22 protein-coding genes are annotated in these 26,721 nt (G+C 40.9%); 18 read left to right on the top strand and 4 right to left on the bottom strand.

What is annotated here, in order from left to right; all coding sequences use genetic code 11:
• The first annotated feature begins 286 nt into the window (after positions 1–286).
• The 14 genes from ACE3G9_RS09660 (at position 287) to ACE3G9_RS09595 (ending at position 17,800) form a co-directional block, all read left to right on the top strand.
• Positions 287–919, top strand: coding sequence for a hypothetical protein (locus ACE3G9_RS09660; protein ID WP_449219015.1), 633 nt, complete (start codon positions 287–289; stop codon positions 917–919).
• 139 nt (positions 920–1,058) lie between these two features.
• Complete coding sequence (locus tag ACE3G9_RS09655) at positions 1,059–1,778, top strand: response regulator (protein WP_449219014.1); 720 nt, start codon at positions 1,059–1,061, stop codon at positions 1,776–1,778.
• A 39-nt stretch (positions 1,779–1,817) separates the two neighbouring features.
• Positions 1,818–3,263 carry an ATP-binding protein gene (locus ACE3G9_RS09650; protein ID WP_449219013.1) on the top strand — a complete coding sequence of 482 codons (1,446 nt, stop codon included), beginning with the start codon at positions 1,818–1,820 and terminating at the stop codon, positions 3,261–3,263.
• Between the two features lie 202 nt (positions 3,264–3,465).
• Positions 3,466–4,716: an ABC transporter substrate-binding protein gene (locus ACE3G9_RS09645; protein ID WP_449219012.1), complete on the top strand. Its 1,251-nt coding sequence runs from the start codon at positions 3,466–3,468 to the stop codon at positions 4,714–4,716.
• A 189-nt stretch (positions 4,717–4,905) separates the two neighbouring features.
• Positions 4,906–5,811 (top strand): carbohydrate ABC transporter permease, encoded by a 906-nt coding sequence (locus tag ACE3G9_RS09640; RefSeq protein WP_417879491.1) that lies wholly within the window; start codon positions 4,906–4,908, stop codon positions 5,809–5,811.
• Positions 5,811–6,722 carry a carbohydrate ABC transporter permease gene (locus ACE3G9_RS09635; protein ID WP_449219056.1) on the top strand — a complete coding sequence of 304 codons (912 nt, stop codon included), beginning with the start codon at positions 5,811–5,813 and terminating at the stop codon, positions 6,720–6,722. Before ACE3G9_RS09640 ends, ACE3G9_RS09635 begins: the two co-directional genes overlap by 1 nt.
• 175 nt (positions 6,723–6,897) lie before the next feature.
• Positions 6,898–8,004 carry an ABC transporter ATP-binding protein gene (locus ACE3G9_RS09630; protein ID WP_417879182.1) on the top strand — a complete coding sequence of 369 codons (1,107 nt, stop codon included), beginning with the start codon at positions 6,898–6,900 and terminating at the stop codon, positions 8,002–8,004.
• 508 nt (positions 8,005–8,512) lie between these two features.
• Positions 8,513–9,817, top strand: coding sequence for a trigger factor (gene tig, locus ACE3G9_RS09625; protein WP_417879181.1), 1,305 nt, complete (start codon positions 8,513–8,515; stop codon positions 9,815–9,817).
• A gap of 312 nt (positions 9,818–10,129) precedes the next feature.
• Positions 10,130–10,756, top strand: coding sequence for an ATP-dependent Clp endopeptidase proteolytic subunit ClpP (gene clpP / locus ACE3G9_RS09620; RefSeq protein WP_027697062.1), 627 nt, complete (start codon positions 10,130–10,132; stop codon positions 10,754–10,756).
• A gap of 174 nt (positions 10,757–10,930) precedes the next feature.
• The gene (clpX, locus tag ACE3G9_RS09615) at positions 10,931–12,211 is read left to right on the top strand and encodes an ATP-dependent protease ATP-binding subunit ClpX (RefSeq protein ID WP_417879180.1); all 1,281 of its coding nucleotides are present in this window, start codon (positions 10,931–10,933) and stop codon (positions 12,209–12,211) included.
• Between the two features lie 129 nt (positions 12,212–12,340).
• A complete protein-coding gene (lon, locus tag ACE3G9_RS09610; protein WP_449219011.1) occupies positions 12,341–14,692 on the top strand; it encodes an endopeptidase La in 2,352 nt (783 codons plus the stop codon).
• Between the two features lie 242 nt (positions 14,693–14,934).
• Positions 14,935–15,207 carry an HU family DNA-binding protein gene (locus ACE3G9_RS09605; protein WP_417879178.1) on the top strand — a complete coding sequence of 91 codons (273 nt, stop codon included), beginning with the start codon at positions 14,935–14,937 and terminating at the stop codon, positions 15,205–15,207.
• 202 nt (positions 15,208–15,409) lie between these two features.
• Entirely contained in the window at positions 15,410–17,269 is a 1,860-nt protein-coding gene (gene ppiD / locus ACE3G9_RS09600) for a peptidylprolyl isomerase (RefSeq protein ID WP_449219010.1), read from the top strand.
• 237 nt (positions 17,270–17,506) lie between these two features.
• Complete coding sequence (locus ACE3G9_RS09595; RefSeq protein WP_417879176.1) at positions 17,507–17,800, top strand: ComEA family DNA-binding protein; 294 nt, start codon at positions 17,507–17,509, stop codon at positions 17,798–17,800.
• Between the two features lie 102 nt (positions 17,801–17,902).
• Here the strand turns inward: ACE3G9_RS09595 and rrtA are convergent, their stop codons facing one another.
• Complete coding sequence (gene rrtA, locus ACE3G9_RS09590) at positions 17,903–18,460, bottom strand: rhombosortase (RefSeq protein WP_417879175.1); 558 nt, start codon at positions 18,458–18,460, stop codon at positions 17,903–17,905.
• 4 nt (positions 18,461–18,464) lie between these two features.
• On the opposite strand from rrtA, the gene ACE3G9_RS09585 reads away from it, so the two are divergent.
• Positions 18,465–19,085 carry a tRNA-uridine aminocarboxypropyltransferase gene (locus ACE3G9_RS09585; protein WP_417879174.1) on the top strand — a complete coding sequence of 207 codons (621 nt, stop codon included), beginning with the start codon at positions 18,465–18,467 and terminating at the stop codon, positions 19,083–19,085.
• A gap of 30 nt (positions 19,086–19,115) precedes the next feature.
• Here ACE3G9_RS09585 and ACE3G9_RS09580 read toward each other — a convergent pair whose 3' ends face one another.
• The 3 genes from ACE3G9_RS09580 to ACE3G9_RS09570 all read right to left on the bottom strand — a co-directional run bounded on the left by ACE3G9_RS09580 (position 19,116) and on the right by ACE3G9_RS09570 (position 22,388).
• Entirely contained in the window at positions 19,116–20,465 is a 1,350-nt protein-coding gene (locus ACE3G9_RS09580) for an anti-phage deoxyguanosine triphosphatase (protein ID WP_449219055.1), read from the bottom strand.
• Between the two features lie 36 nt (positions 20,466–20,501).
• Positions 20,502–21,095: a 5'-deoxynucleotidase gene (gene yfbR, locus ACE3G9_RS09575; protein ID WP_417879173.1), complete on the bottom strand. Its 594-nt coding sequence runs from the start codon at positions 21,093–21,095 to the stop codon at positions 20,502–20,504.
• Between the two features lie 78 nt (positions 21,096–21,173).
• Entirely contained in the window at positions 21,174–22,388 is a 1,215-nt protein-coding gene (locus tag ACE3G9_RS09570; RefSeq protein WP_417879172.1) for a pyridoxal phosphate-dependent aminotransferase, read from the bottom strand.
• A gap of 363 nt (positions 22,389–22,751) precedes the next feature.
• On the opposite strand from ACE3G9_RS09570, the gene ACE3G9_RS09565 reads away from it, so the two are divergent.
• From ACE3G9_RS09565 to menH, 3 genes are read left to right on the top strand one after another with little or no spacing between them, the layout of a single operon-like run.
• On the top strand, positions 22,752–24,068 hold the full coding sequence (locus ACE3G9_RS09565) for an isochorismate synthase (protein ID WP_449219009.1): 1,317 nt from the start codon (positions 22,752–22,754) through the stop codon (positions 24,066–24,068).
• Positions 24,059–25,906 carry a 2-succinyl-5-enolpyruvyl-6-hydroxy-3-cyclohexene-1-carboxylic-acid synthase gene (gene menD, locus ACE3G9_RS09560; RefSeq protein ID WP_449219008.1) on the top strand — a complete coding sequence of 616 codons (1,848 nt, stop codon included), beginning with the start codon at positions 24,059–24,061 and terminating at the stop codon, positions 25,904–25,906. The genes ACE3G9_RS09565 and menD overlap by 10 nt, the downstream gene beginning before the upstream one ends.
• Positions 25,896–26,705 (top strand): 2-succinyl-6-hydroxy-2,4-cyclohexadiene-1-carboxylate synthase, encoded by an 810-nt coding sequence (gene menH, locus ACE3G9_RS09555; protein ID WP_449219007.1) that lies wholly within the window; start codon positions 25,896–25,898, stop codon positions 26,703–26,705. The genes menD and menH overlap by 11 nt, the downstream gene beginning before the upstream one ends.
• Positions 26,706–26,721: the final 16 nt, after the last annotated feature.

Raw genomic sequence — 26,721 nt, 5'->3', positions numbered from 1 at the left:
GAAAGTTCTGAGGGCTTTTTTGTGAGTAAACAATATGTGAGACATGAGTTTGTATTCATCACTTTAAGATCACTTAGGTAGGGTGATTTTTCCTCCGATAGCCTTATTAAAAGATACCGGGAGCGATATTAAATCTCGAGTAGAAAATAAATAATGTACTTGCCTTGTTACATTGGTAGGTAATAGTGAAAGATACCATGACAAGATCCCACCTAGTTCCGATTAGGTGGGATTTTTAATTGGGTATAATTAAGGTACAGTGAAGAGGTATTCTAGGAGAGTTATTATGCTATCGGTCATCAAAAAAATAGTCTTCAAAAAAACAGCCTTCAAAACAAGTCAGTGTATTTTAGTTAGCTTGCTTGTTGCTATATTAGCTGGCTGTTCCTCTTCATCGGTTCCTTCTACTTCAACTAATTACTATTACACCGATAGCTGGTGGCATGATGATTTCTGGTTTTATCAAGATCATGTTTATCCTGATTGTTGTAATACTGATGGTGAATTTAAGCAAGTTGTCGAAAATTGGTGGCATACACTCGATCCTGAAAAACAAGATCAAATAAAAGATAAGATTGATGGCTGGAAAGAGGATGATGGCCCAGATATTCTCGCATTGAAAAACGATTTTAATCAGAAGTTTGAGTCACTGCCGGAAGATAAGCAGCAAGCGATAATGGATAAGCGGGAAGCGATACGTCAAAAAGTGTCTGATACTCAGCTTACCACTGAACAAAAGCAAACGCTGCAAACCAAATGGAACAGTAAACAAAGACCCACTTTAGATCGTGCGCCGAATAAGCCGGTTACTCGACCTGCAACAAGACCAACCACTCGACCAGCAATACGACCTAATATTAGAGGTGGTAATTTTGGAGGAAGAACTGGTGGGGGAAGGCTAGGAGGCGCAAGGCGTTAATTGCTACCCTAGACTTAGGTCAAGTTATTACAACCTATCTTGAGGAATTCCTCGCCTTGAGAAGTGATTGTTATTATTGTGTTAACAAACACCTTTGCCAATGGAATAAGCAAAGTATAAACACTTAGGTTGTAAGGAAATGACACAAAAATATAAGCAAATATTAGTCGTAGATGATGACGAGGAAATTAGCGTGTTACTTGATGAGTATTTAAGTAAGATGGGGTTTGTTGTCTCTACTGTGAGTGATGGTGAGGCGATGCGAGAGTATATCAACCAGCATAGCTACCCTGACTTACTTTTACTCGATGTGATGTTACCTGGTGAAGATGGCTTCAGCCTTTGTCAGTATATTCGAAAGCACTCGAACGTCCCTATTATTATGCTAACTGCCGTTTCCGAGGAAGCTGACCAAATTGTCGGCCTTGAAATTGGCGCTGATGACTATATTGCCAAGCCGTTTAGCCCTAGACAATTAATGGCGAGAATTAAAGCGCTGTTACGTCGAACTCATATTGATGAACAAGCTAACCCTAGTGTTATTTCATTCGGCGACTGGAAGCTAGACACCTTATCTCATACCACTTATCACATAGAGACAGGTGAAAAAATTGAATTATCAGGCAGTGATTTTTCTTTGTTGATGTTGTTTTTATCTCGTCCAAATGAAGTGCTTGATCGCGATACTATTTCTTATGAAATCAAAGGGCGAGAAGCGTTGCCACTTGAACGTGGAATTGATGTGCAATTAAGCCGTCTGCGTCAACGTTTAGGTGACACTGGTAAGCAGCATAAATACATCAAAACCATGCGAGGTAATGGCTATATTTTTACTGCTCCTGTTCACTATGGTCATTGATTTGATGATCAATGTGCTGTTTTAGAGAGTAGTAGTGGTATGCGATATTTTTGGAAATCCCAATCATTAGTTGCACGTACACTGTTGCTGACCTTGTTAACAGTTGTCATTGCTCAAGGTATCTCTACCTCAATTTGGTATACTAATTCCCGACAACAAGAAGAAGCCGGTATTAAAACGACAACAGTCAGTATGGCGTCGTTGTTTGCTTCTACTGTCTCTTATTTTCAAGCCTTACCTGTGAATTATCGACATGTGATTATGGAGCAACTGCGTAAAATGGGGGGCACCCGCTTCTTTGTTTCATTTAATCATGAATATTTGAATATTCGACCAATCCCTGATTCGCGCTTAAAACAAGTGGCGATAGATTCAATGGCTGAAGCGCTTGACGATAAGCTGAATAATGTTCGTTCTATTCATGTTGAATTTTCTAAGCCGGAACAGCTGAAGATTTTAAAAAACGACATTTATTTAAGTGATCTTCCTAGATCCTGGGCGCACTATACTCTGACGTTAGAGCCATTGGATCCACCGATTATGGTGGTGCAAATTGAGCTTGAATCGGATGAATGGATCTATATTGCCGCATTATTACCACCACCTTACAATACGTTAGAAGACACTATTTTACCGCCATCTCAATGGTTGTATTTATTTCTTTCTACTGCCTTATTGCTGCTTTTTAGCTACTTTATGATCCGTCGTCAAGTGCGGCCTTTACGTAACTTGGCCAGAGCGGCTAATCAGATGAGTATTGATGGGGAGCAATCACCTTTACCAGAAGAAGGGGCAAATGAGGTAGTGACCGCGACCCTTGCGTTTAATCGTATGCAGCAACGTATTCGTCATTATGTGATGGATCGAGAGCAGCTGTTTTCAGCGATTTCTCATGATCTTAAAACCCCGATTACTCGCTTACGTTTAAGAGCTGAATTACTAGAAAATGATGTTAAACGAGCCAAGTTTAATCAAGATTTAGACGAGCTAGAAATGATGGTTAAAGGGGCGCTACAGTGTGTGCATGATACTGAGTTACATGAAAACTCAAATCTCGTCTATCTCAATGAACTATTGCTTGCAGCAGCAGAGACTCATAATGTTCATCACATTAAAGTTACCTTACCAAAAGAGACTATTGCACCAGTATTAGGCAAGCCGTTAGCCTTAAAGCGCGTGATGACCAACCTAGTCGATAACGGGGTTAAATATGGTAATAGCCTTAATGTTACTTGTCAGCAAACTCAAGATTATGTCGAACTCAATTTTATCGACCAAGGTTCTGGAATCCCCGAATCACAATTGGAATCGGTATTTGAACCCTATGTGCGGCTAGCTAAAGATAAAGAAGGACACGGGCTTGGTCTGGGGATTTGCCGTAATATTTTGCATGCTCATGGCGGTACCATCCATATTCGAAATGTCTTTAATGCTGGTTTACATGTTCAAGTGATCTTGCCGTTTAATACTCATCGACCTCAATAATAATTGCCGATTTAAGTGATAAAACTCACATGTAACACTTTTGTTACAGTGGTGTTACTTTTCGTGCCGATATTTCTACCACTCTTTGCATATAGTGATGTTAAGCCAAACCACTGCTAAGCCAAATAGGATGTTTTACGGTGTTTTGGCTCTAATCCAATAAGTAGTAACTTACAACCAATAACCAACATGGACGATGACGATGAATACAATGAAAAAAAGTCTTCTTACCTTTGCCCTGCTTTCTACATCACAATTATCTCAGGCGGGGGAAGTTGAAGTCCTTCACTGGTGGACTTCAGGTGGTGAAGCGAAATCGGTCGCGGTACTTAAGGATATGATGGAAAAAGATGGCCACTCTTGGAAAGATTTCGCGGTAGCCGGTGGTGGTGGTGAAAGTGCCATGACAGTGCTGAAAACTCGTGCGGTATCGGGCAACCCACCGGCCGCGGCGCAAATGAAAGGCCATAACATTCAAGAATGGGCTGATTTAGGCTTTTTAACCAATCTTGATGATGTGGCTAAGCAAGGTGATTGGGATGGGATTTTACCGAAAGTCGTTGCAGATACTGCGAAATATGAAGGTCATTATGTCGCGGTACCTGTCAATGTACACCGTGTAAATTGGCTATGGGCGAATAAAGCGATTTTTGATAAAGAAGGCTTAAAAGTACCGGCTTCTTGGGATGAATTTTTTAAAGTGGGTGATAAGTTAAAAGCGGACGGTATTATTCCTTTAGCACATGGTGGTCAGCCTTGGCAAGATGCAACATTGTTTGAAGCGATCGCACTTGAAAAACTTGGTAATGCAGATTACAACAAAGCCTTTGTCGAGTTAGACCAAGATGTATTATCCGGCGATAAAATGGTTGAGACCTTTACTACCTTTAAAAAGGTTCGTGACTATATCGATAGCAATTCTCCAGGTCGAGATTGGAACGTCGCAACATCAATGGTGATTAATGGTCAAGCAGCAATGCAAGTGATGGGCGACTGGGCAAAAGGCGAATTCAGTGCGGCTAATAAACAACCGGGTATTGATTATACTTGTTCTCCAACACCGGGCACTGCTGATTCATTCACCTTTAACGTGGATAGTTTTGCTTTCTTCCGCATTAAAGATAAAGAGAATCAAAAAGCGCAGCAAGATTTAGCGAAAACCATCTTATCTAAACCTTTCCAAGAAGTCTTTAACCTGAATAAGGGCTCGATTCCCGTTCGTCTAGATATGGATATGTCGAAGTTTGATAAATGTGCCTTGGATTCAATGGCTGCATTTAAAGCAACGGCGGATACAGGTGGTTTAGTACCAAGTATGGCGCATGGAATGTCCACAACCAGCTATGTACAGGGTGCGATGTTTGATGTGGTTACTAACTTCTTTAACGATAAAGATGCTGATCCAAAGGCGGCGGCTGAAAAATTAGCGAAAGCGGTTAAAGCGGCCCAATAACCTTTCTTAATATAAATCTTACTAAACGTAGGTTACGAGTTCATTCACGTAGCCTAGATAACTTTTACCTAAAATTTATTCAATTGCGTTTTGGGTATGAATGTAAATAAAGGAACGGTTATGGACAACGCTTTTGATGTTACTAAGCATCAGTCTCATGAAAGGGATGGTGCTCAATCAGTCTCAGCCATGCCTACTCGGCGAGCAGCACCAAAATTGACACTGGCAGATAGGTTGCAACATTGGCTACCTAAAATTGTATTAACACCCACCTTGGTGATTACCGTGGTGTGTATCTATGGCTACATTATTTGGACGGGGGCTTTATCGCTCACCAATTCTCGTTTTTTGCCTAGCTTTAATTTTACTGGTTTTGGTCAATATGCCAAGTTGATGGCAAATGACCGCTGGATTACTTCGATCACTAATCTAGGCATTTTCGGACTGTTATTCCTAGTCATCGTGATTGTATTAGGAGTAGGGCTGGCAATTTTCCTCGATCAAAACATCCGTAATGAAGGGGTGATTCGCAGTATTTACCTCTACCCAATGGCACTGTCATTTATTGTTACAGGTACAGCTTGGAAATGGATTTTAAACCCCGGGCTTGGTATTGAAAAAATGGTACGAGATTGGGGTTTTACTGAATTCAAATTCGATTGGATTATTGATTCGGATATGGTGGTTTATACCTTAGTCATCGCTGCTGTTTGGCAATCATCCGGCTTTGTGATGGCGATGTTCTTAGCAGGGCTTCGCGGTATCGATTCTTCGATTATTAAAGCTGCCAAAATTGATGGTGCCACTCTGCCACGTATTTACTGGAGCATTGTGATGCCATGTTTGCGTCCAGTGTTTTTTAGTGCGGTAATCATTACTTCACATATCGCGATAAAAAGTTTCGATTTGGTCACTGCATTGACCGCTGGTGGTCCTGGTTATTCTTCTGATTTACCCGCATTATTTATGTATGCCTATTCATTTACCCGTGGTCAAACTGCACTAGGTTCGGCGAGTGCCATGATGATGTTGGCTGGGATATTAGCCATTTTAGTGCCGTACTTGTATTCAGAATTAAGGGAGAAGAAGTCATGATGACCCAAAATCTGAATCTTCAAAACCGAAAGTCTCAACCTAATAAAACCCATTATTTTAACTCTAAGCGAGTCGGACGCATCGCGATTTACAGCTTGTTGTTTTTTTTCTGCGTGCTGTATTTAATGCCGCTGTTTGTCATGGTGATCACTTCATTTAAAAGCTTGGGCGATATTCGTACCGGTAACCTAATGTCGCTGCCGACTGAATGGGTTTTCGATGCATGGCACAAAGCTTGGTCAACATCTTGTACTGGCGTGAAATGTGAAGGGATCAAAAGTTATTTCTGGAATTCCTTTCAAATGGTGATTCCAGCGGTAGCGATTTCAACATTGATGGGGGCCTTTAATGGCTATGTGATTAGTAAATGGCAATTCAGAGGTTCGAACCTATTATTTAGCTTATTACTCTTTGGATGCTTTATTCCTTTTCAAGTGGTGTTGCTTCCAATGGCGGCAACATTAGGTTTCTTTGGTTTAGCAAACACGACAACAGGTTTAGTTTTCGTCCATGTTATTTATGGACTAGCCTTTACCACGCTATTTTTCCGTAACTTTTATGTTGGAGTTCCTGATGAGTTGGTCAAAGCTGCTAAGTTAGACGGGGCAGGATTCTTTACTATTTTCTTCCGCATTATGTTGCCGCTTTCTACTCCTATCATCATGGTGACGGTGATCTGGCAATTTACTTCAATTTGGAATGATTTCTTGTTTGGTGTGGTGTATTCCGGTTCGGAAACTCAGCCGATTACTGTGGCGCTTAACAATTTAGTCAACACCAGTACTGGAGTTAAAGAATATAACGTTGATATGGCTGCCGCTATTATTGCTGCATTGCCGACTTTGTTGGTCTATGTCGTGGCAGGGAAGTATTTCGTGAGAGGGTTGACCGCAGGCTCAGTCAAAGGTTGATACTCTTCGTACTTGAAACTACAGCTTTGTTGACGGCATTCATTCGCCCCAATCACTTAGACGAGCTAAGCTCATGGGGTCTCATTCATTTGTCGCCGCGCTGTAATTTCAATTACTTTGAGTATCGATTCAATAAGCAATTTAATATGGAATCGGCTTAAAAGGAAAAATAATAATGGCTGCTTTAGAACTAAATCAAATTCGTAAAACCTACCGCAATGCGGATAATGAAACATTGAAAGGGATTAATATCCAAATAGAATCGGGCGAGTTTTTAATTCTGGTAGGGCCGTCAGGTTGTGGCAAATCCACCTTGATGAATACCATCGCAGGATTGGAATCAATAAGCTCGGGTGAGATTGTGATCGACGGTGTAGATGTTTCTAATGTCGAGCCAAAAGATCGTGATATTGCAATGGTGTTCCAATCTTATGCCTTGTACCCCAATATGACGGTGCGAGGAAATATTGCTTTTGGTTTGAAGATCCGCAAAATGCCGCAAGTCAAAATCGATGCAGAAGTGAACCGCGTAGCGGAAATGTTGCAAATCGATCATTTACTTGATCGAAAACCAGCGCAACTTTCTGGTGGTCAGCGTCAGCGTGTTGCCATGGGGCGTGCGTTAGCTCGTCAGCCTAAATTGTATTTATTTGATGAGCCGCTTTCTAACTTAGATGCGAAGTTACGAGTGGAAATGCGCACACAAATTAAACGTCTGCACCAACAATTAAATACCACCATCGTATATGTTACCCATGATCAAATTGAAGCGATGACACTCGCCGATCGTATCGCGGTGATGAAAGATGGAGAGTTACAGCAATTAGGTACGCCGAAAGAAATCTATAACCAGCCCAATAATATGTTTGTTGCAGGCTTTATGGGCTCACCATCAATGAATTTTATTAAAGCGCGAGTGGATTTGGATTCAGAAGATAAACCTCAAGGTGAAATTTGGACCGCAGATGGCATGGTCCATAAAATCAATTTACCAGATCGCTTGCGCAAGTTTGATGGAGAGACGGTAATTATTGGTTTACGACCAGAATACATCACGGAACAGCCAAGCGAAGAAGATCGTACTTTTACCGAAATCCTGATGCAAATTGATGTATTAGAGCCGACTGGGCCAGATACCATCGCGATTGTTGAAATCAATCAAGAGCATGTTGCGTGTCGTTTATCGGCAGAGTTTGAGGCCAAGGTAGGTGAAACTGTGCCACTATATTTTGATTTATCAAGTGCGGTGTTTTTTGATGTGAAAACGGAGATGCGAATTTGATTAAACTTTCAAAGCATCATAACGGTAATATAGAACTTTAACGTGTCGATAGTTGCGATATTTTTGACCAGTTAATTCAAAAATAATCGCAACTCCCTTGAAAAAGAATTGAACGACCCCATCTCTGAAACGTGATCATTCTCCGCTCTGAATAAAAAAGCGTAAAATGACCACATGAGAATTTAGGACTTGACTCGACAGGCTCAATTCATACCGCTAGAATGGCGCGTCTGAAATTTATCCTGAGACTAATAGGAGAGGCCTTTTTCTTTGTTTTTGATTATCGACTCTATCTTTAATAAAAATGAAGAAGGTTTCACTCATTAGTTCGATCATCGGTTTAATTATGTTGACTTTAATCGTGTTTACATAGCTACGTTGGTTGATGCTCACCATTTTTATGTGTCCAAATTGGTCACAACACAAGGAATGAGGCGAACACTTATCCAAAGGGTAGGTCTAGCTCATATGCTCATAATTATTGAGCCAGTTTTGAGGTTTATAAATAATGCAATCTACTGTTGAAACTCTAGAAGGCCTAGAACGCCGTCTTACTATTACTGTTCCTGCTGCTAACATCGAAGATGCAGTAACAGCTGAATTGCGCAACATCGCGAAAAACCGTCGTTTCGATGGTTTCCGTAAAGGTAAAGTACCGATGAAGATGGTTGCAAAAATGTACGGCCAAGCAGTACGTCAAGACGTGATGGGTGAAGTGATGCAGCGTCATTTCATCGAAACAATCGTTAAAGAAAAAATCAACCCAGCGGGCGCACCAACATTTGCTCCAGTTGAAACTGAAGAAGGTAAAGATCTTGTTTTCAACGCAACTTTTGAAGTTTACCCAGAAGTTGAACTGAAAGGTCTTGAAAACATCACTGTTGAGAAACCAGCAGTAGAAGTAAAAGATGAAGATGTAGCTGAAATGCTTGAAACGCTTCGTAAGCAACAGTCTACTTGGACTGAAGTTGAAGAAGCAGTAAGCGCTGATAGCCGTGCAACAATTGATTTTGTAGGCTTTATCGACGGTGAAGAATTCGAAGGTGGTAAAGCAGAAGCATTCCCTCTAGAAATGGGCCAAGGTCGTATGATCCCTGGTTTTGAAGACGGAATTCTAGGCAAAAAAGCAGGAGAAGAATTCTCTATCGACGTAAACTTCCCAGAAGATTACCATGCTGAAAACCTAAAAGGTAAATCAGCTAAATTCGACATTAAACTAAGCAAAGTTGAAACTCGTGAGCTTCCTGAGCTAACGGATGAGTTTGTTGCTAAGTTTGGCGTGAACGAAGGTGGCGTGGAAGCACTGAAAACTGAAGTACGTAAAAATATGGAACGTGAGCTTAAGCAAGCGGTTAAAGGCCGTATTAAAGAGCAAGCGATCAATGGTCTTGTTGAACAAAATGAGATGGACGTACCTTCTGCACTTATTGATCAAGAAATCGAAGTGCTACGTCAACAAGCGGCTCAACGTTTTGGTGGTAACCCGGAAGCGGCTGCTCAACTTCCACGTGAACTATTTGAAGAGCAAGCTGCTCGTCGCGTAAAAGTTGGCCTACTTCTAGGCGAAGTAATCAAGTCTGAAGAGCTAAAAGCTGACGATGATCGCGTTAAAGCGCTCATCGAAGAAATGGCGACCGCTTACGAAGATCCATCAGAAGTGATCGCATACTACGAGCAAAACGAGCAGATGATGAACAACATCCGTAACGTAGCACTAGAAGATCAAGCTATTGATGCAATCATTGCTAAAGCAAAAGTTTCTGACAAAGAAGTGAGCTTCAATGAGTTAATGAACCAGCAACAACCTGCTTAATCACTCAATTTATTAAGTGAAGTCAGGTTTCGCTGAGTAGAAGAGTTGACAGCATTTCGATTCTTCTGCTAACAATGGCTCGATATGACACTCTAAAGTTTAGAGTGAATCATTCGGGCCATTTTATTTATTCGCTTATTTAGGCTATTTATTTTGGCTTGCAAACCATTTATTAGGGTTTTCAAACTATCTACAAGTTTTCAAGCTATCTAAATGGTATTGGTAAGCATCTAGGTTTATGATTAACTCAGTTTTGTTTATTATTAGTAATCAATCATATTGGTAAACCTATCTACTACAGGGAAAGCGAAAATGAGCTACCAAGAAAATAATACAATGTCTCCAATTGTTGATGCGCTTGTGCCAATGGTGGTAGAGCAAACTTCTCGTGGTGAGCGTTCTTACGATATCTATTCTCGCCTACTAAAAGAACGTATTATCTTTTTGACTGGACAAGTTGAAGATCACATGGCAAACCTTGTGGTTGCACAATTATTATTCTTAGAATCTGAAAGCCCAGATAAAGATATTTTCTTATACATCAACTCACCTGGCGGTTCTGTGACTGCAGGGATGTCGATTTACGATACGATGCAATTTATTAAGCCAAACGTAAGTACGGTATGTATGGGGCAAGCTTGCTCTATGGGTGCATTTTTACTTGCTGGTGGCGAAAAAGGTAAGCGTTTCTGCCTGCCGAATTCTCGCGTGATGATTCACCAACCATTAGGTGGTTTCCAAGGTCAGGCTTCTGATATTCAAATTCATGCGCAAGAAATTCTAACAATCAAGCAACGTTTGAATAATTTATTAGCAGAACATACTGGTCAACCGCTTGAAATCATTGAGCGTGATACTGACCGCGATAACTTCATGTCAGCTCAACAATCAGTGGATTACGGCTTGGTTGATGCAGTATTGGAAAAACGCCCAGCATAAATGAACAATCCTCACTTTATCGAGTGAAAGATCGCAGTAATAAATACGGTCTTGTACACTAAATAGAGTGAGGTTTATTGGTCTCAACTTAGTACATTGTTTTTTATCAATAAGGCATTGTGAGTCAAATTGTTGTAGACTGAAAAGAAGAATTAAAGGCTAAGAGGTTAGCGAATGACAGATAAAAGCAAAGAGGGTGGTAGTACTAAACTGCTGTATTGCTCTTTCTGCGGTAAAAGCCAGCACGAGGTTCGCAAGCTGATCGCAGGTCCTTCCGTTTACGTATGTGACGAATGTGTCGATTTATGTAACGACATCATACGTGAAGAAGTAAAAGACGTAGTTCCAAAGAAAGAGTCGGAAGTACTTCCGACACCGAAAGAAATTCGTGCACACTTAGATGACTATGTTATTGGTCAAGACTATGCCAAGAAAGTGCTGTCTGTTGCGGTTTACAACCACTATAAGCGTTTGCGCAATGGCGATAAGACTAAAGATGGTGTTGAACTAGGTAAAAGTAATATCTTGCTTATCGGTCCAACCGGCAGCGGTAAAACTTTACTAGCTGAGACTTTGGCTCGTTTTCTTGATGTACCGTTCACTATGGCAGATGCGACTACGTTAACCGAAGCCGGTTACGTTGGTGAAGATGTAGAAAACATCATTCAAAAGCTACTGCAAAAATGTGATTACGACGTTGCGAAAGCAGAGCGTGGTATCGTGTATATCGATGAGATTGATAAAATTTCTCGTAAAGCGGAAAACCCATCGATCACTCGTGATGTATCGGGTGAAGGTGTGCAGCAAGCATTACTGAAACTCGTTGAAGGTACCGTTGCATCGGTTCCACCACAAGGTGGCCGTAAGCATCCTCAACAAGAGTTTTTACAGGTTGATACGTCTAAGATCCTATTTATCTGTGGTGGTGCATTTGCTGGCCTAGATAAAGTGATTGAACAGCGTGTTGCCGTTGGTACTGGTATTGGTTTCGGTGCGGAAGTGCGCAGTAAAGATGAAGCGAAAAGTGCAGGTGAGTTATTCAAACAAGTTGAACCAGAAGATTTGGTGAAATATGGTTTGATCCCTGAGTTTATCGGTCGTCTACCAGTGACGACTACTTTGACTGAACTTGATGAAGAAGCCTTGATTCAGATCCTTTGTGAGCCGAAAAACGCATTGACTAAGCAATACGGTGCCTTATTCGATTTAGAAGGCGCTGAGCTTGAGTTCCGTGAAGATGCGCTTCAAGCGATTGCTAAAAAAGCAATGGAGCGTAAAACCGGTGCTCGTGGCCTACGTTCTATTTTGGAGTCGGTTCTGCTAGAAACCATGTATGAGTTACCTTCTAATAAGGAAGTAACCAAAGTGGTGATTGATGAATCTGTAATCAAAGGCGAATCTGAGCCGTTGCTGATTTATCAAAACGCTGAAAACCAGCTCGCTAGCTCTGAATAATTCGAGTTATCACCAAAATATGAATTTAAAGGAGGCTTTGTGCCTCCTTTTTTTATTTTGTTATTGAAACTAGCAAGATAGCCCCCATATACTTTTCAATGAATGTGCAAACGGAATAGAGAGAATAATATGAACTTGGAGCGTTCCGAGCGTATCGAGATTCCCGTATTACCCTTACGTGATGTTGTGGTTTACCCACACATGGTCATTCCACTTTTTGTTGGCCGTGAAAAGTCGATTCAATGTTTAGAAAACGCAATGGATACCAATAAGCAAGTTTTGTTGGTGGCACAAAAAGATGCGGAAACCGATGAACCCAACATCGATGATTTATTTTCAACAGGTACAGTTGCCACTATTTTGCAGTTATTGAAATTGCCGGATGGTACGGTAAAAGTATTGGTTGAAGGGCAGCAGCGTGCCAAAGTGCATGCTTTTTCTAATGAAGAGTTCTTCACTGCCGATGCTGAATATTTATCAACCCCTGACATTGATGATCGTGAACAAGAAGTGATTGTTCGTAGCGCAATTAATCAATTTGAAGGTTTTATCAAGCTAAATAAAAAGATCCCACCAGAGGTGCTGACTTCGCTTAATGGTATTGATGAAGCTGCGCGTCTTGCAGATACCATCGCCGCTCACATGCCATTAAAGCTCAATGATAAACAACGTGTGCTTGAAATCACCGATGTCATTGAGCGCCTAGAGTTTTTAATGGGTATGATGGAGTCAGAAATTGACTTGCTACAAGTCGAAAAACGCATTCGTGGCCGTGTTAAAAAGCAGATGGAGAAATCCCAGCGTGAGTACTATTTGAATGAGCAAATGAAAGCCATTCAAAAAGAACTTGGCGACATGGACGATGCTCCAGATGAATTCGAAGCTCTGCAAAAGAAAATCGAAGACGCTAAAATGCCAAAAGAAGCTCGTGAAAAAACGGAGCAAGAGCTACAAAAGTTGAAAATGATGTCGCCGATGTCGGCAGAAGCAACCGTGGTTCGTGGTTATATCGACTGGATGGTTGGTGTACCTTGGGCGAAACGCTCTAAAGTGAAAAAGAATTTAGCGAAGGCTGAAGAAGTGCTTAATGAAGACCACTACGGTCTAGAGCGGGTGAAAGAACGTATTCTTGAGTACTTAGCGGTACAAAACCGTATCAACAAGCTTAAAGGGCCGATTCTGTGCCTAGTTGGACCTCCAGGTGTAGGTAAAACCTCTCTTGGTCGCTCAATTGCTGCTGCTACGGGGCGTAAATACACTCGTATGGCGCTAGGTGGTGTGCGTGATGAAGCGGAAATCCGTGGTCACCGCCGTACTTATATCGGTTCCATGCCAGGTAAACTGATTCAAAAAATGTCGAAAGTGGGCGTGAAAAATCCATTATTCCTCTTGGATGAGATCGATAAAATGGCGTCAGATATGCGTGGTGATCCATCATCAGCATTGTTAGAAGTGCTTGACCCTGAGCAGAACAACTCATTTAACGATCATTACTTAGAGGTCGATTTCGATCTTTCTGATGTGATGTTTGTTGCGACGTCGAACTCAATGAATATTCCAGGTCCATTATTAGATCGAATGGAAGTGATTCGTTTGTCGGGTTATACCGAAGATGAAAAACTTAACATTGCTAAAAGTCATTTAGTTGAAAAGCAAATTGAGCGCAACGGTCTGAAGCCTCACGAGATTGTGATCGAAGATTCAGCGATTATCGGTATTATCCGCTACTACACGCGCGAAGCAGGTGTCCGTAGTCTTGAGCGTGAAATCTCTAAGATATGCCGTAAAGCGGTTAAAAATATATTATTAAATAGTGAGTTAAAATCAGTAACTGTCACTATGGATAATTTGAAAGAGTATCTAGGGGTGCAACGTTGTGATTATGGTAAAGCAGATGAAAGTAACCGTGTTGGTCAAGTGACAGGTCTTGCTTGGACTGAAGTGGGCGGTGATTTACTGACAATTGAAACACAATCCATGATAGGCAAAGGTAAATTAACTTATACCGGTTCACTGGGTGATGTGATGCAAGAGTCTATCCAAGCAGCCATGACGGTAGTTCGCTCTCGTGCAGAAAAGCTGGGTATTAACACTGATTTCTACGAAAAGCGTGATATTCATGTTCACGTACCAGAAGGCGCAACTCCGAAAGATGGTCCGAGTGCCGGTATCGCAATGTGTACTGCATTAGTTTCGAGTTTAACGGGGAATCCGGTACGAGCCGATGTCGCGATGACAGGTGAAATTACGCTACGTGGTGAAGTACTTCCTATCGGTGGTTTGAAAGAAAAACTATTGGCAGCACATCGTGGTGGAATCAAAACGGTCATTATTCCCAAAGAGAATGAGCGTGATTTAGAAGACATCCCGGCGAATGTTATTGGTGACTTAAATGTTCGACCAGTACAATGGTTAGACGAAGTTTTACCGTTAGCACTAGAAAGTGAGCCTACAGGTTGTGTGATTGAGGTCACAAACTAGTGATATTCAACAAGTTTAGTTAAAAGATTGACGCTGACAAGACAGAAAATACTTGTCAGCGTTTTTTTTCAAGGCTAAGTTAAGTTTCGATAGACCTGAGCCAAGGGTTATTAGAGCGTAAGGCTCTTAAAAGCTAATTAAATAAAGGCCAGTCTAATTTGTATCTTTACGACAACGACAATTTTTATTGGAACGACTGCTATTAATGCTTATGTCATTAATAGTTAAAAGGGGAACAACAAGTGAATAAAACTCAACTAATCGAAAAAATTGCAGGCGACGCAGATATCTCTAAAGCAGCTGCAGGCCGTGCATTAGATGCATTTATCGAAACTGTAACGGAAACACTAAAATCAGAAGATCAAGTTGCCCTAGTTGGCTTTGGTACTTTTAGCGTTCGTACTCGTGCAGCTCGCACAGGTCGTAACCCTAAAACTGGTGATGTGATCCAAATTGCTGAAGCAAAAGTACCAGCGTTCAAAGCAGGCAAAGCACTAAAAGACGCGTGTAACTAATTTGTCCCAATAAGTCTTTTCCCTTTTTGGCGAAAATTCTTGAGGTTTTTACGTCGAACCTCAATCTTTGTTTATCAAAAAGCGCATCTTACTGGTGCGCTTTTCTTTTTCTGATATCATCGACACATATTTTATTCTATCAAGTATAGAGTCGTAAGACGCTGTAATTGGTAACCGACAGTATTTAGAGAGCAGTCAGACTATGATGGATCGACTACGCGAAGGCGTAAATGGTATAGCAGTTAAAATTATACTTGTTTTAATTATCCTTTCTTTTGTATTTGCTGGTGTGGGCAGCTACTTAGTGGGTGGTGGTAGCACTACCGCTGCAAAAGTTGGCAACACTACTATTGACCGTGGTGCCTTTGAGCAAGCGTATCAAAATGAACGTAACCGCATGCAATCACAAATGGGAGATTATTTCTCTACTTTGATGGGTGATCAGCAATACGTACAAACTTTCCGTAAAAGCGTACTTGATCGCATGATCAACGATGTACTACTTGAGCAATATGCACAGTCTTTAGGCTTACGTGTCAGCGATGACCAAGTTAGCCAACTAATTTTGACGATGCCGGAATTTCAAAGTAATGGCAAGTTTGACCAAGATATCTATGCCGCTACATTACGTCGCGCTGGTTTTAGTGCTGATAGCTTTGCGGAATATTTACGTAAAGACCTTTTGAAAAACCAAGTGATATCAGCGGTTCAAAACAGTGAATTTACACTGGACAATGAAGTTGAGCAGCAATCAAAACTACTAACCCAAACACGTGATATTCAAACTATTACTCTTAACGTAAGTGATTTTGCGAATAAAGCACAAGTGACCGATGAAGAGCTGCAATCGTACTATAAGATGCATTCAGATAACTTCGAACGTCCTGAGCAGATGAAAGTGGCTTATGTTGAACTGTCTGCAGAACAATTGAAAAAATCAATCCAAGTGACGGATGAAGATGCTCAAGCTTACTATCAAGAACACCTAGATAAATACTCAACCAAAGAACAGCGTAAAGTACGTCATATCTTGATTAAAGATGATCAAGTAAAAGCGGACGAAATATTAGCGAAATTGAAGGCCGGTGAAGATTTTGCAACCGTTGCAAAAGAAAACTCTGAAGATGTTGGCAGCGCTAAACAAGGTGGTGATTTAGGTTGGATTGAAAAGGGCGTGATGGATCCTGCATTTGAAGAAGCTGCGTTTTCCTTAGCAGAGAAAGGTGATATTTCAGATGTCGTGAAATCGGATTTTGGTTACCACATCATTCAACTAGAAGATGAACATCCACCAGAAGCTAAGCCGTATTCAGAAGTTGCTACTGAAATAAAATCAGAGTTGCTTGATGAAAAAGCCGTTGATCAATTTTACAAACTTCAAACTGAACTAGAATCGGTTGCTTTTGAATCTCCAGATTCATTAGACGAATCAGCGAAGGTTGTTGGCCAGAAGATACAAACGACAGATTTTATTTCTCAAGCCGATGCGCCTGAAGTCTTAAAAGTACCTGCTGTTGCTCAAGCATTAGAAAGTGCTGATGTTAAGAAAGAAGGCATGAATTCTGACGTGTTAGAGATTGCGCCTGAACATGTCATTGTCGTGCGTGTTAATGAAGTGCGTGATGAAACATTATTGCCTCTTGAAGAAGTAAAAGATCAAGTCAGTGCACATTTGCTTGCAACTAAAGGTGAGCAGAATGCCCTCGATTTAGCTTCTAAAGTGGTGACATCATTACAAAAAGGCGATGAGAGTGTGTTAACTGATAATCAATTAAGTTTTGCTGATGAGCAGAATATTGACCGTCGTTCACCATTGGCTCAAGACGTATTTGCTTTGCCGCATCCTGAAGATGGCTCAGCGACATACGGCCAAACTAAAGATGATCAAGGTAATGTTGTGATTATTAAGCTAAATAAAGTAACAACAAGTAGCGATGCTCAGTTTGAGCAACAAATTGGTTCTCAGTTACTACGTATGAATAACCAACAAGATTTAGAAATGATCTTAAATTCACTACGTCAATCAACATCAGTGGAATATCATGCTTTTGAAGAGCAATAATCTATATTGATTGGTATTGAATAATATCCATAAAGGCTGCCTTAAGGTGGCCTTTTTTCTTTTGGGGCTGTCCTTAATAGTTAGCTCATTGAAATTTATAGCTCACTTAAATATGTAATTAATATGTTTGTGAGTAATCTGCAATTTGGTGATGAGTCCCATGTCCATTTTTAAGACAGACTGACATTCTAGTTTCATTTACTCTTTTTCTTTTAGTACTCGAAAAGGAGAGAACAAATGATGTTATTACGTTTATGTCTTGTTATGTTGTTGTCGGTTGGTAGTGTGTCTAATATGGCTTTTGCGAATACAGAAGCATCGCATGATGGTATTGAGATCACTGTCAATATTAATACCGCTAGTGCAGAAGAAATTGCCACTATGCTAAATGGCATTGGTGAGAAAAAGGCTCAAGATATTGTGGAATATCGTAAAACCAATGGTAGCTTCAAGTCGCTTGATGAGTTAACACAAGTAAAAGGAATTGGTGAGACCACAGTAGAGAAGAATAAACAGCGGATTTTGCTTTAATCTTCTTATCGCTGGAGCATGCGGCCTGATTAGATCCCTTTTGTTTGAAGTGTTTAATCTATGACTCTTAAATTAAGAGCCTTTCATTGCAATGAGGCTCTTTTATTTATTTGCTTCTACTTGTTTAGGTTTGATACTAACAGCAAGTACAGCACCGGATATTGCGCCAAATAAATGTGCATTAATGGCCACTTTAGCACCAATTAATGCTTCACTGCCTGTTGCTGAGCCGAACCATTGTTCCCAGAGAATCTTTGCAGTTAAACCGATTAACAGTAGCGCGTTGCTTTTTCGACCCAATCGATATTCAACAAGTGCATAAAATGCAAATAAGCCGTGCAACACACCCGATAAACCAACGTAAATTTGCATTGAAGTAAATAAAAGTAGACTACCTACGCTAAGACACAAACCGATAAATACCAGTAAAAATTGTCGCGCTTCGATGTGAGCACGAAAAATAAAGTTGATAATCCATAAGCCCAGTACATTCATCGATAGGTGATAGAGATTGGTATGGGTTAAGTTTCCTGTTACGATCCGCCACCATTGACCCGTCATAATGGCGTTATGATCCCATTGCATCCACCCTTGTAAATTCGGTAGTTGGGATAGACCCATTAGTACGCTAATGCTGAAAAGTAAAAGGATCGCTCTCATTCCCATGTCTCGATATTGTTTACAATGTGGAAAGGCTAATAATGCCTGTATTTGTGATTGGATTAAACCAATAGATTGCTCGGTACGAGTAGTGATCTTACAACATCCCAGTGAATCTAAAAGGCCAGTGGGCACGGCAAAAATACTGCAATTAAGCTTGAGTCATTGTGATATCTGGGTTGGTGAAGACTTTTCGCAACATTCAGAGTTAAACGTTTTACTACAAGATGAGCAAACGGAATCGCTAATTCTGTACCCAAACGACAATAGTCAATCATTGGACAGCGTCGCTCTGAGATGCATTGAACTTGCTGCTGAGAATAAACGCTTATGTTTGATTTTATTGGATGGTACCTGGAAGAAAGCCTATAAAATGTGGCGACTTTCGAGCAACTTACATTCACTGCCGTGTGTGGCGCTACCGAATCACTTGCAAGGTAATTACCGCATTAGAAAGGCACCCACAGAGCAGCACCTTTCTACCGTTGAAGCTGGCTTTTATGCATTATCAGCTATCAAGCCGCAAGTTGATTTCTCGCCATTAGTTACTGCTTTTACCAATATGGTCGATTTTCAGATCTCCCAAATGCCAGAAGGGGTCTTTGAGCGTAATTACAACCCTTAAACCATAATCCTAAGTTCAATAAGAAGAATTTTAAAACGACACATGAGCCGAGAATAACTGCTGATGAACTTTTTGTGCATAGCCATCAGTCATTGCTGAAATATAGTCGGCTAAAATTCGGGTTCCACCTTGGTGATCTTGTTCCGCTTCTTGCCACTTTTGCTTGGTGGCTTCTGGTAATAAGCGCATAGGATCGGCATTGAGCGCTTCAAATATATCCATGATGATTTGTTGCCCTTTATATTCAAATTGCTGAACTTCCGGCACATGAATCACATATCGATTTACAAAGTTTTTAAACACGTCTAATGCATAAGCCATCGGCGCATCTAAATAGGCATTAACATTCAATAATGGCTCATCAAAAGCTGTTTCGGAATAAACTGGTTTCAGGGCGATACTGGTAAGCAGCGCATTTACAATGCCACCAATCGCATCTTTACGCTCATGGTGTTTGCCTGAGAACAGTTTATCACTTAAAGTGTTGATGTTTTTCTCAAACCATTGATCACCGCACTCTGCAAGTTTACTCGCCGCACCTTCTTGCCATTGTTTACGGTTTACCATGTTCAAAACAATGGCATCTTCTAAGTCATGAACGCCATATGCGATGTCGTCGGCTAATTCCATAATAGAGCAGTCTAATGATTTAAAGCGTGTCTTATAATGGCTATAGGGACTCGGTTCAGGTTGGCTACGTTTGGTGCTTAATAACACTTTGTCATGCTCAGATAATGGGGCCAGCACCCAATCTAAAAATGGACTATCGATATCGTAGATGCCTTTTGCCGGTAACCAATCTTGTGCTTTAAGTTGTCTTGGGGTTGGCACATCTTTTGGTCGGTGATTGCTTTGTACTTGGCTTATCAGCGCTGGGTACTTCAATAATCCGAGTAGCGTTCTCCTAGCTAAGTTCATGCCGTGATGTTCAGTGTAGGGCTCTAATTGAGTCATAATACGAAAGGTTTGTGCATTGCCTTCAAAGCCACCGTGATTACGTAGCATATAATTGAGCGCTACTTCGCCACCATGACCAAAAGGTGGGTGGCCAATATCATGCGCCAAACATAAGGTTTCAATTAAGCTTACCGGAGGTAGTAAATTATTATATTCAGGCTGCTTTTGTTTAACCTGCTCGAGAATACCACTGCCAATTTGTGACACTTCAAGTGAGTGAGTTAATCGAGTGCGGTAAAAATCATTTAAGCCAGTACCATGAACTTGAGTTTTTGCTTGCAGACGACGAAATGCCGCCGAGTGTAGTACCCGAGCACGATCTCGTTGGTAGACATCACGGTGATCATTACGTCTTAATTTTTGTTCATTATTATTGCGAGCTTGCCATTCTTGCTGACTAATTGGAGCAATAGAGCTAGTCATCTTTTTGGAATTATCATCCATGATGTTAAACCTTACTTAACTGATTTCATCGAGCGTAAGTTGAAAGCTCGGAGCAAATACATCCAAAAAGTAACGCATTTCTGGGGTTTCACGTTCTTTTAATGTGGTTTCTAAACGGCTTTTTGCAAGCTCATATTCATGGTTGCCCGCTGAGAGTTCTTCCAAACATTTTAAATAGGCACATAAGCTATCAGCTTGTTTTACCATAGCTTTATCGTCTGCATCAATGCCTTCGCTTATCAAGAAGGGGGCAAAATCTTGTTGAAACTCTTCCGGTAACATAGAAACGAGTTTTTTTTCTGCAGCGAGTTCGATTTTTTTGTATTCGTTCGCTATCGCTGGGTTGTAGTATTTGACTGGAGTCGGCAGATCGCCAGTGAGCACTTCACTGGTATCGTGATACATACCGAGTAATGCAATTCGCTCAGGGTTTACGTTACCGCCAAATTTTTTATTTTTAATGATCGCCAAGGCATGACCAACGAATGCCACTTGAAGGCTATGCTCTGAAATATTTTCTGCTGAAATAGAGCGCATTAAAGGCCAACGTTGGATCAGTTTCATGCGAGCAAGGTGAGCGAAAAAATGACTAGGTTGAGGTGTGGTCATGAGATACTTCCGAGAACATTGGGTAAATTAAGTTTGAATGCAAAACAGGCTTCCCATGATGAGAAGCCTGCGTGTTAATTATTGAGAATAGGTAGTTAAGAAACGTTCAAGTCGGCCAATTGCCATTTCAAGATCTTCTACATGAGGTAAAGTAACAATTCGGAAATGATCGGGTTGTTTCCAATTAAATCCAGTTCCTTGTACTAATAACACTTTTTCTTGGATTAAAAAGTCGAGCACAAACTTCGCATCATCTTTAATATTAAATTTCTTCACATCAATTTTAGGGAAAAGATACATGGCCCCTTTAGGCTTCACACAAGTGATCCCAGGAATTTGTGTGAGTAGCTCATAGGCACGGTTACGTTGCTCTAATAAACGACCACCGGGTAAAATAAGTTCATTGATACTTTGATAGCCACCGAGTGCGGTTTGAATAGCATGTTGCATGGGTACGTTGGCACACAAACGCATAGAAGCCAACATATCTAAGCCATCTATATAACCTTTAGCAAGATGTTTCGGGCCGGTTAAGAACATCCAACCGCCACGGAAGCCACATACACGGTAGGCTTTCGATAAGCCATTAAAGGTGGCCATTAATACGTCATCGGCAAGTGAGGCAATCGAAGTATGGATTGCGCCATCGTAGAGCACTTTGTCGTAAATTTCATCGGCAAAAATGATTAGGTTATGCTGACGGGCAATTTCAACCACTTCTAATAAGAAATCTCGGCTATATACCGCACCGGTTGGGTTGTTTGGATTAATTAGCACAATACCGCGTGTTTGTTGCGTGATTTTGCTTTTTATGTCATCAAGATCAGGATACCAATCTGATGACTCATCACAAATATAGTGAACAGGGTTACCGCCAGCTAGTGATGCTGCGGCAGTCCAAAGTGGGTAGTCAGGTGCGGGGATTAAGATTTCATCGCCATTATTAAGCAACGCCTGCATCGACATCACGATAAGCTCAGATGCACCGTTACCGATATACACATCCTCCACTTCTAGATCACGTAAGCCTAGTTTTTGATAGTGCTGTACGACTGCTTTGCGGGCAGAATAAATCCCTTTCGAATCACAATAGCCTTGTGACGTCGGTAGGTTACGAATGACATCAACAAGAATTTCATCAGGGGCGTCAAAACCAAATGGGGCAGGGTTGCCAATATTCAGTTTTAAAATCTTTTGCCCTTCCTCTTCCATGCGTTTGGCATGTTTTAGGATTGGCCCTCGAATGTCGTAACAGACATTATCGAGTTTTGATGACATCTCGATGTTGTTCATAGCCTTATATCCACTTATTAATATGTTAATGACCCATCAAGTTACACTATTTTTTCAGGGCAAACCATATCCAGATTGATTGTAAACAGTATATTTGTGCGAGTTTGATGGTTATTGAATAAAAAGTATCGGTTTCCTTTCTAAAAATGACGAGTTTTTATAATGATTATGATGAGATATGCCGAGTTATCTTCAATGGTGACAAGTCGCCGATTATTTAATGGTAAACGTAGAGAGAAAGTCGCTTACTGCTTGATTTGCATCAATTGAAACCATAGAGTATGCGGCAAAATATAAGATAATAATCAACCATAAAGCTATACTTAACCATCAAGGTTGTAGAAATCAAAATGAGAGGTCGACTTGTCTGAATTACCCCAAGTGATTGAGCTAATAATTGAACGAATTAGACGTGGGCAAGTTTCGAGTGAAAACCGTATCTCTCAAGTAGTTAATCTACCCGAAAACTTTAGTGCTATCGATTGGCTAGAAGGGCAATCCTTATACCCTCGCTTTTATTGGCAATCTCGTGATGCGCGTGAAGAAGTCATTGCTTTAGAAAAAGTGAATAGTTTTACCAACCCTCTAGATGCTTACTCTATTCTTACTGAGCAACAAAGAGTGTGGGGCGGTAAAGCTTTCGATAGCGAGCATTCCAACACGCCTGCGCTTACCAGCTATTTTTTCTTACCTAGAATCGAATTAATTCGTCAAGATGCTCAATGGACACTCAATGCCAATATTGGCCTAGAGATGGAATTGACGATTGAGGCTTTGCAACAACTGAAAGCAGACTACAAACCGATAGAAGCTCTTGTACCCCAATCAAGCCAAGTTTACTTTTCACCTCAATTTGATGAGTGGAAACATATTTTAAATAAGGCATTAACCGCCATTGAAGATCGAAAATTCGAAAAAGTAGTGTTAGCTAGAAAAACCTTGGTTGAATTGCCTAAGCCTATTCGTGCTGCTCAATTACTAAAGTCGAGCCGAGAACAAAACCATAATAGTTTTCATTTTTTAGTTTCACTGGAACCTAATCGGAGCTTTGTTGGTTCGACACCTGAGCGCTTATATCGCCGCTCTGGAAATCAAGTTGAGACCGAAGCGTTAGCTGGCACGGTAGGACGCAATGATGATCCTGTTGAAGATAAAAAGTTGTCTGATTGGTTGATGAACGATGATAAAAATCAGCGTGAAAATCAAATTGTGGTGAATGATATTATTGAACGCTTAGGCCCGTATACCGAAAATATAGTGTTACCCCCTGAAGTGCAATTAATTCAATTGCGTAAAGTTCAGCATTTAAAACGCCATATTAGTGGTTCACTATCATTAGAAACTAAAGGTATTCAACTTTTATCTGCTCTACAGCCAACCGCAGCGATTGCTGGCTTGCCACGTGAAGCATCCCTCAATTTTATTCGTATGAATGAACCTTTTACTCGTGGTTGGTATAGTGGCTCGTTAGGTTATTTTGGTCATCACCAAGCAGAGTTTTGTGTTTCCATTCGAAGTGCTTTATTAGCGGATAATACAGTTAAACTTTACGCGGGTGCGGGTATTATTCCTGGTTCTGAGGCTGAGTTTGAATGGCAAGAGTTAAACCGTAAAACGGCCACGTTATTAAACCTGATTACCGATTATCCGATTGAAAATGAACGTGGTGAATGTGTATGAGCCAAGCTGGATTAAATCGAATTTGGGCACAGGCTATTTTAGAAACGCTAGCTCAATCTGGTGTAAAACATATATGTATCGCGCCGGGCTCTCGTTCAACCCCTTTGAGCCTTGAAGCTTTAGAACTTGCTCAACGCTCAGAACTGACTATACATACCCATTTTGATGAGCGGGGTTTGGGTTTCTTAGCATTAGGGATAGCTAAGGCGACTCAAGATCCTGTCGCGGTGATAGTCACTTCGGGTACGGCGGTAGCGAACTTATTGCCCAGCGTAGCGGAGTCTGGTTTAACTGGCGAAAAACTTATTTTGTTAACTTCTGATCGTCCACAGAGTTTAATCGGGGTTGGTGCGAATCAAGCGATCGTGCAAAAAGGGATCTTTTCTTCGCATGTGAGAAAAAGCGTTGAACTTGCTAGTCCGAGCCGAGATCCAAATCAACCTATGCCACAGAAATTGATTCAAGCACTGAGCGATATTAATCATGCTTTAGCTTATCAATATACTGTATCTGGCTCGTTACATATTAACTGCCCATATCCAGAGCCTTTGTATATTCAAAGCGAACAAGAAAAACACCAATATCAGTCAGACTTAGTACAAGCGATGGCTTCGCAGAGTCATTATTTAGAATTGGCTAAATTGTATCCAAGTTACAACGTCTCTGAATTGACCAATGGCATTCAACAAGAAATCATCAATCAGCTTCCTAATTTAAAAGGGGTTATCTTGATTGGTAAAATGCCGTTGGATGAAGCGCAAAAAGTCTCACAGTGGGCGAAAACATTAGGATGGCCAGCTTTTTCTGATCCTCAATCTGGTGTTAGTAGCGAATGGGCACATTATGATTTATGGCTGCAACAACCGGCTTATTTTGAACAATTATTACAAGCCGATTGTATTTTGCAGTTTGGCGCGCGTTTTGTGTCAAAGCGTATTGGGCAATTTATAAAGCAAGCCGTTACAGAACATCAATGCCATTATTGGGTATTTGAGCCAAATATCAGCGTGTTTAACCCTGAACGATTACCACAACAAAGAACCGTTGCAGCAATAGGTGATTGTGTGGCGATGCTTGAAAATGCTTTGCTCGCTTCTGTTAACCAAATAGCTGGGGCTAACCCAATGGCGGGATGGGCAGATAACCTACAACAGGCCAAAGTGCTAGTTGAGCAAGCCGCTGCTGAAATTCAACAAGGTTATCAGTTAACCGAATGCCAATTGGCACTGAATTTAGCTCAATTGACTTCACAACTAGTGAATGCTGAACTCTTTATTGGTAATAGTTTAATTGTGCGTTTAGCGGATATGTTATCGACTATTGAATATACTCAGGTTTATAGCAATCGAGGCGCCTCTGGTATCGATGGTTTGGTGGCGACGGCGACCGGTGTTCAGCGTTCGAAAAATATCCCACTATTCACCCTACTAGGCGACACATCACTGCTTTACGATTTGAATTCATTAGCATTATTGACGGCGGTGTCACAACCTCATGTCGTGATTGTAACTAATAATGATGGTGGGGCGATTTTTGATCTCTTGCCAGTCCCTACTGAGCAGAAACAATTTTTATACCAAATGCCGCACGGCTATCAATTTGAATATATAGCGCATCAGTTTAAACTTAATTATGCTGCGCCTAATTCATGGTCGGTTTTACTTGAGCTCGTGCAGCAATACCTAGTCAATTTTGAACAAGGTGAGACTCGCTCAGCATTATTGGTTGAAGTCGTAACACCGCCCGAACAAGCTTCACAACTGATAAAATCTATCGTATCTAAGATGATCGAATTACTTAACACTACCGAACAGGCGGGAAAATCTCATGCTTTATAGTCATATTGTCGACAATCAAGAAGGAAGCGGGGATGAAAAACAGCAAGCAATCCCTGTTTTTTTGCATGGTTTTTTGGGGTCTAGCCGAGATTGGGATGGTTGTTTTTCCCACCTTAATATTTCCCAGTCGATTCGTGTCGATCTCCCATGCCATGGTTTGAGTAAATATTGTGAAGTGGAAGATTTTCAACAAGCTTGCCACCAAGTTCAACTAACGGTTCTTGCCAAACTAAAAAAAGAAAATATGTATGCCTCAACGCCACTGGTTTTGGTTGGCTATTCATTAGGTGCACGTATTGCCATGTACGGCTTAGCAGAAAAATGCTTTGAAGGACTCAATATTCAAGGTGCAATTCTTGAAGGCGGTAACTTTGGTCTGCAGACTGAAGAAGAGAAAGTACTACGCTGGGAAAATGATAAGCATTGGTCAAAACGTTTTGCGACAGAAGCGATCGATTATGTGTTGTTTGATTGGTATCACCAAGGCGTGTTTGCGTCTTTAAATCCTGATCAACGAGAAGAGTTAGTTGAATTGCGTAGTGATAATCTAGGTTCTCAATTAGGCTGCATGCTGCGTGCTACGTCTCTATCAAAACAGCCTTATCTTTTAGATACCTTAAAGCAACTCTCCATCCCGTTGCTGTATATTTGCGGTGAACAAGACCAAAAATTTAAAACATTGGCGGAGCAAAGTGGCTTGCAATTTAAATCTGTCCCACAAGCCGGTCACAATGTTCATCATGAACAACCGGCCGAATTTGCTGCATTAATTTCTGATTTTATTAACCAACTAAAGTAATTCTCATGTCTATTGT

This window comes from Vibrio sp. E150_018 (assembly GCF_053544035.1).
Note: the sequence above shows the minus strand (reverse complement) of the source record. Positions and strands in the feature narration are given on the sequence as shown.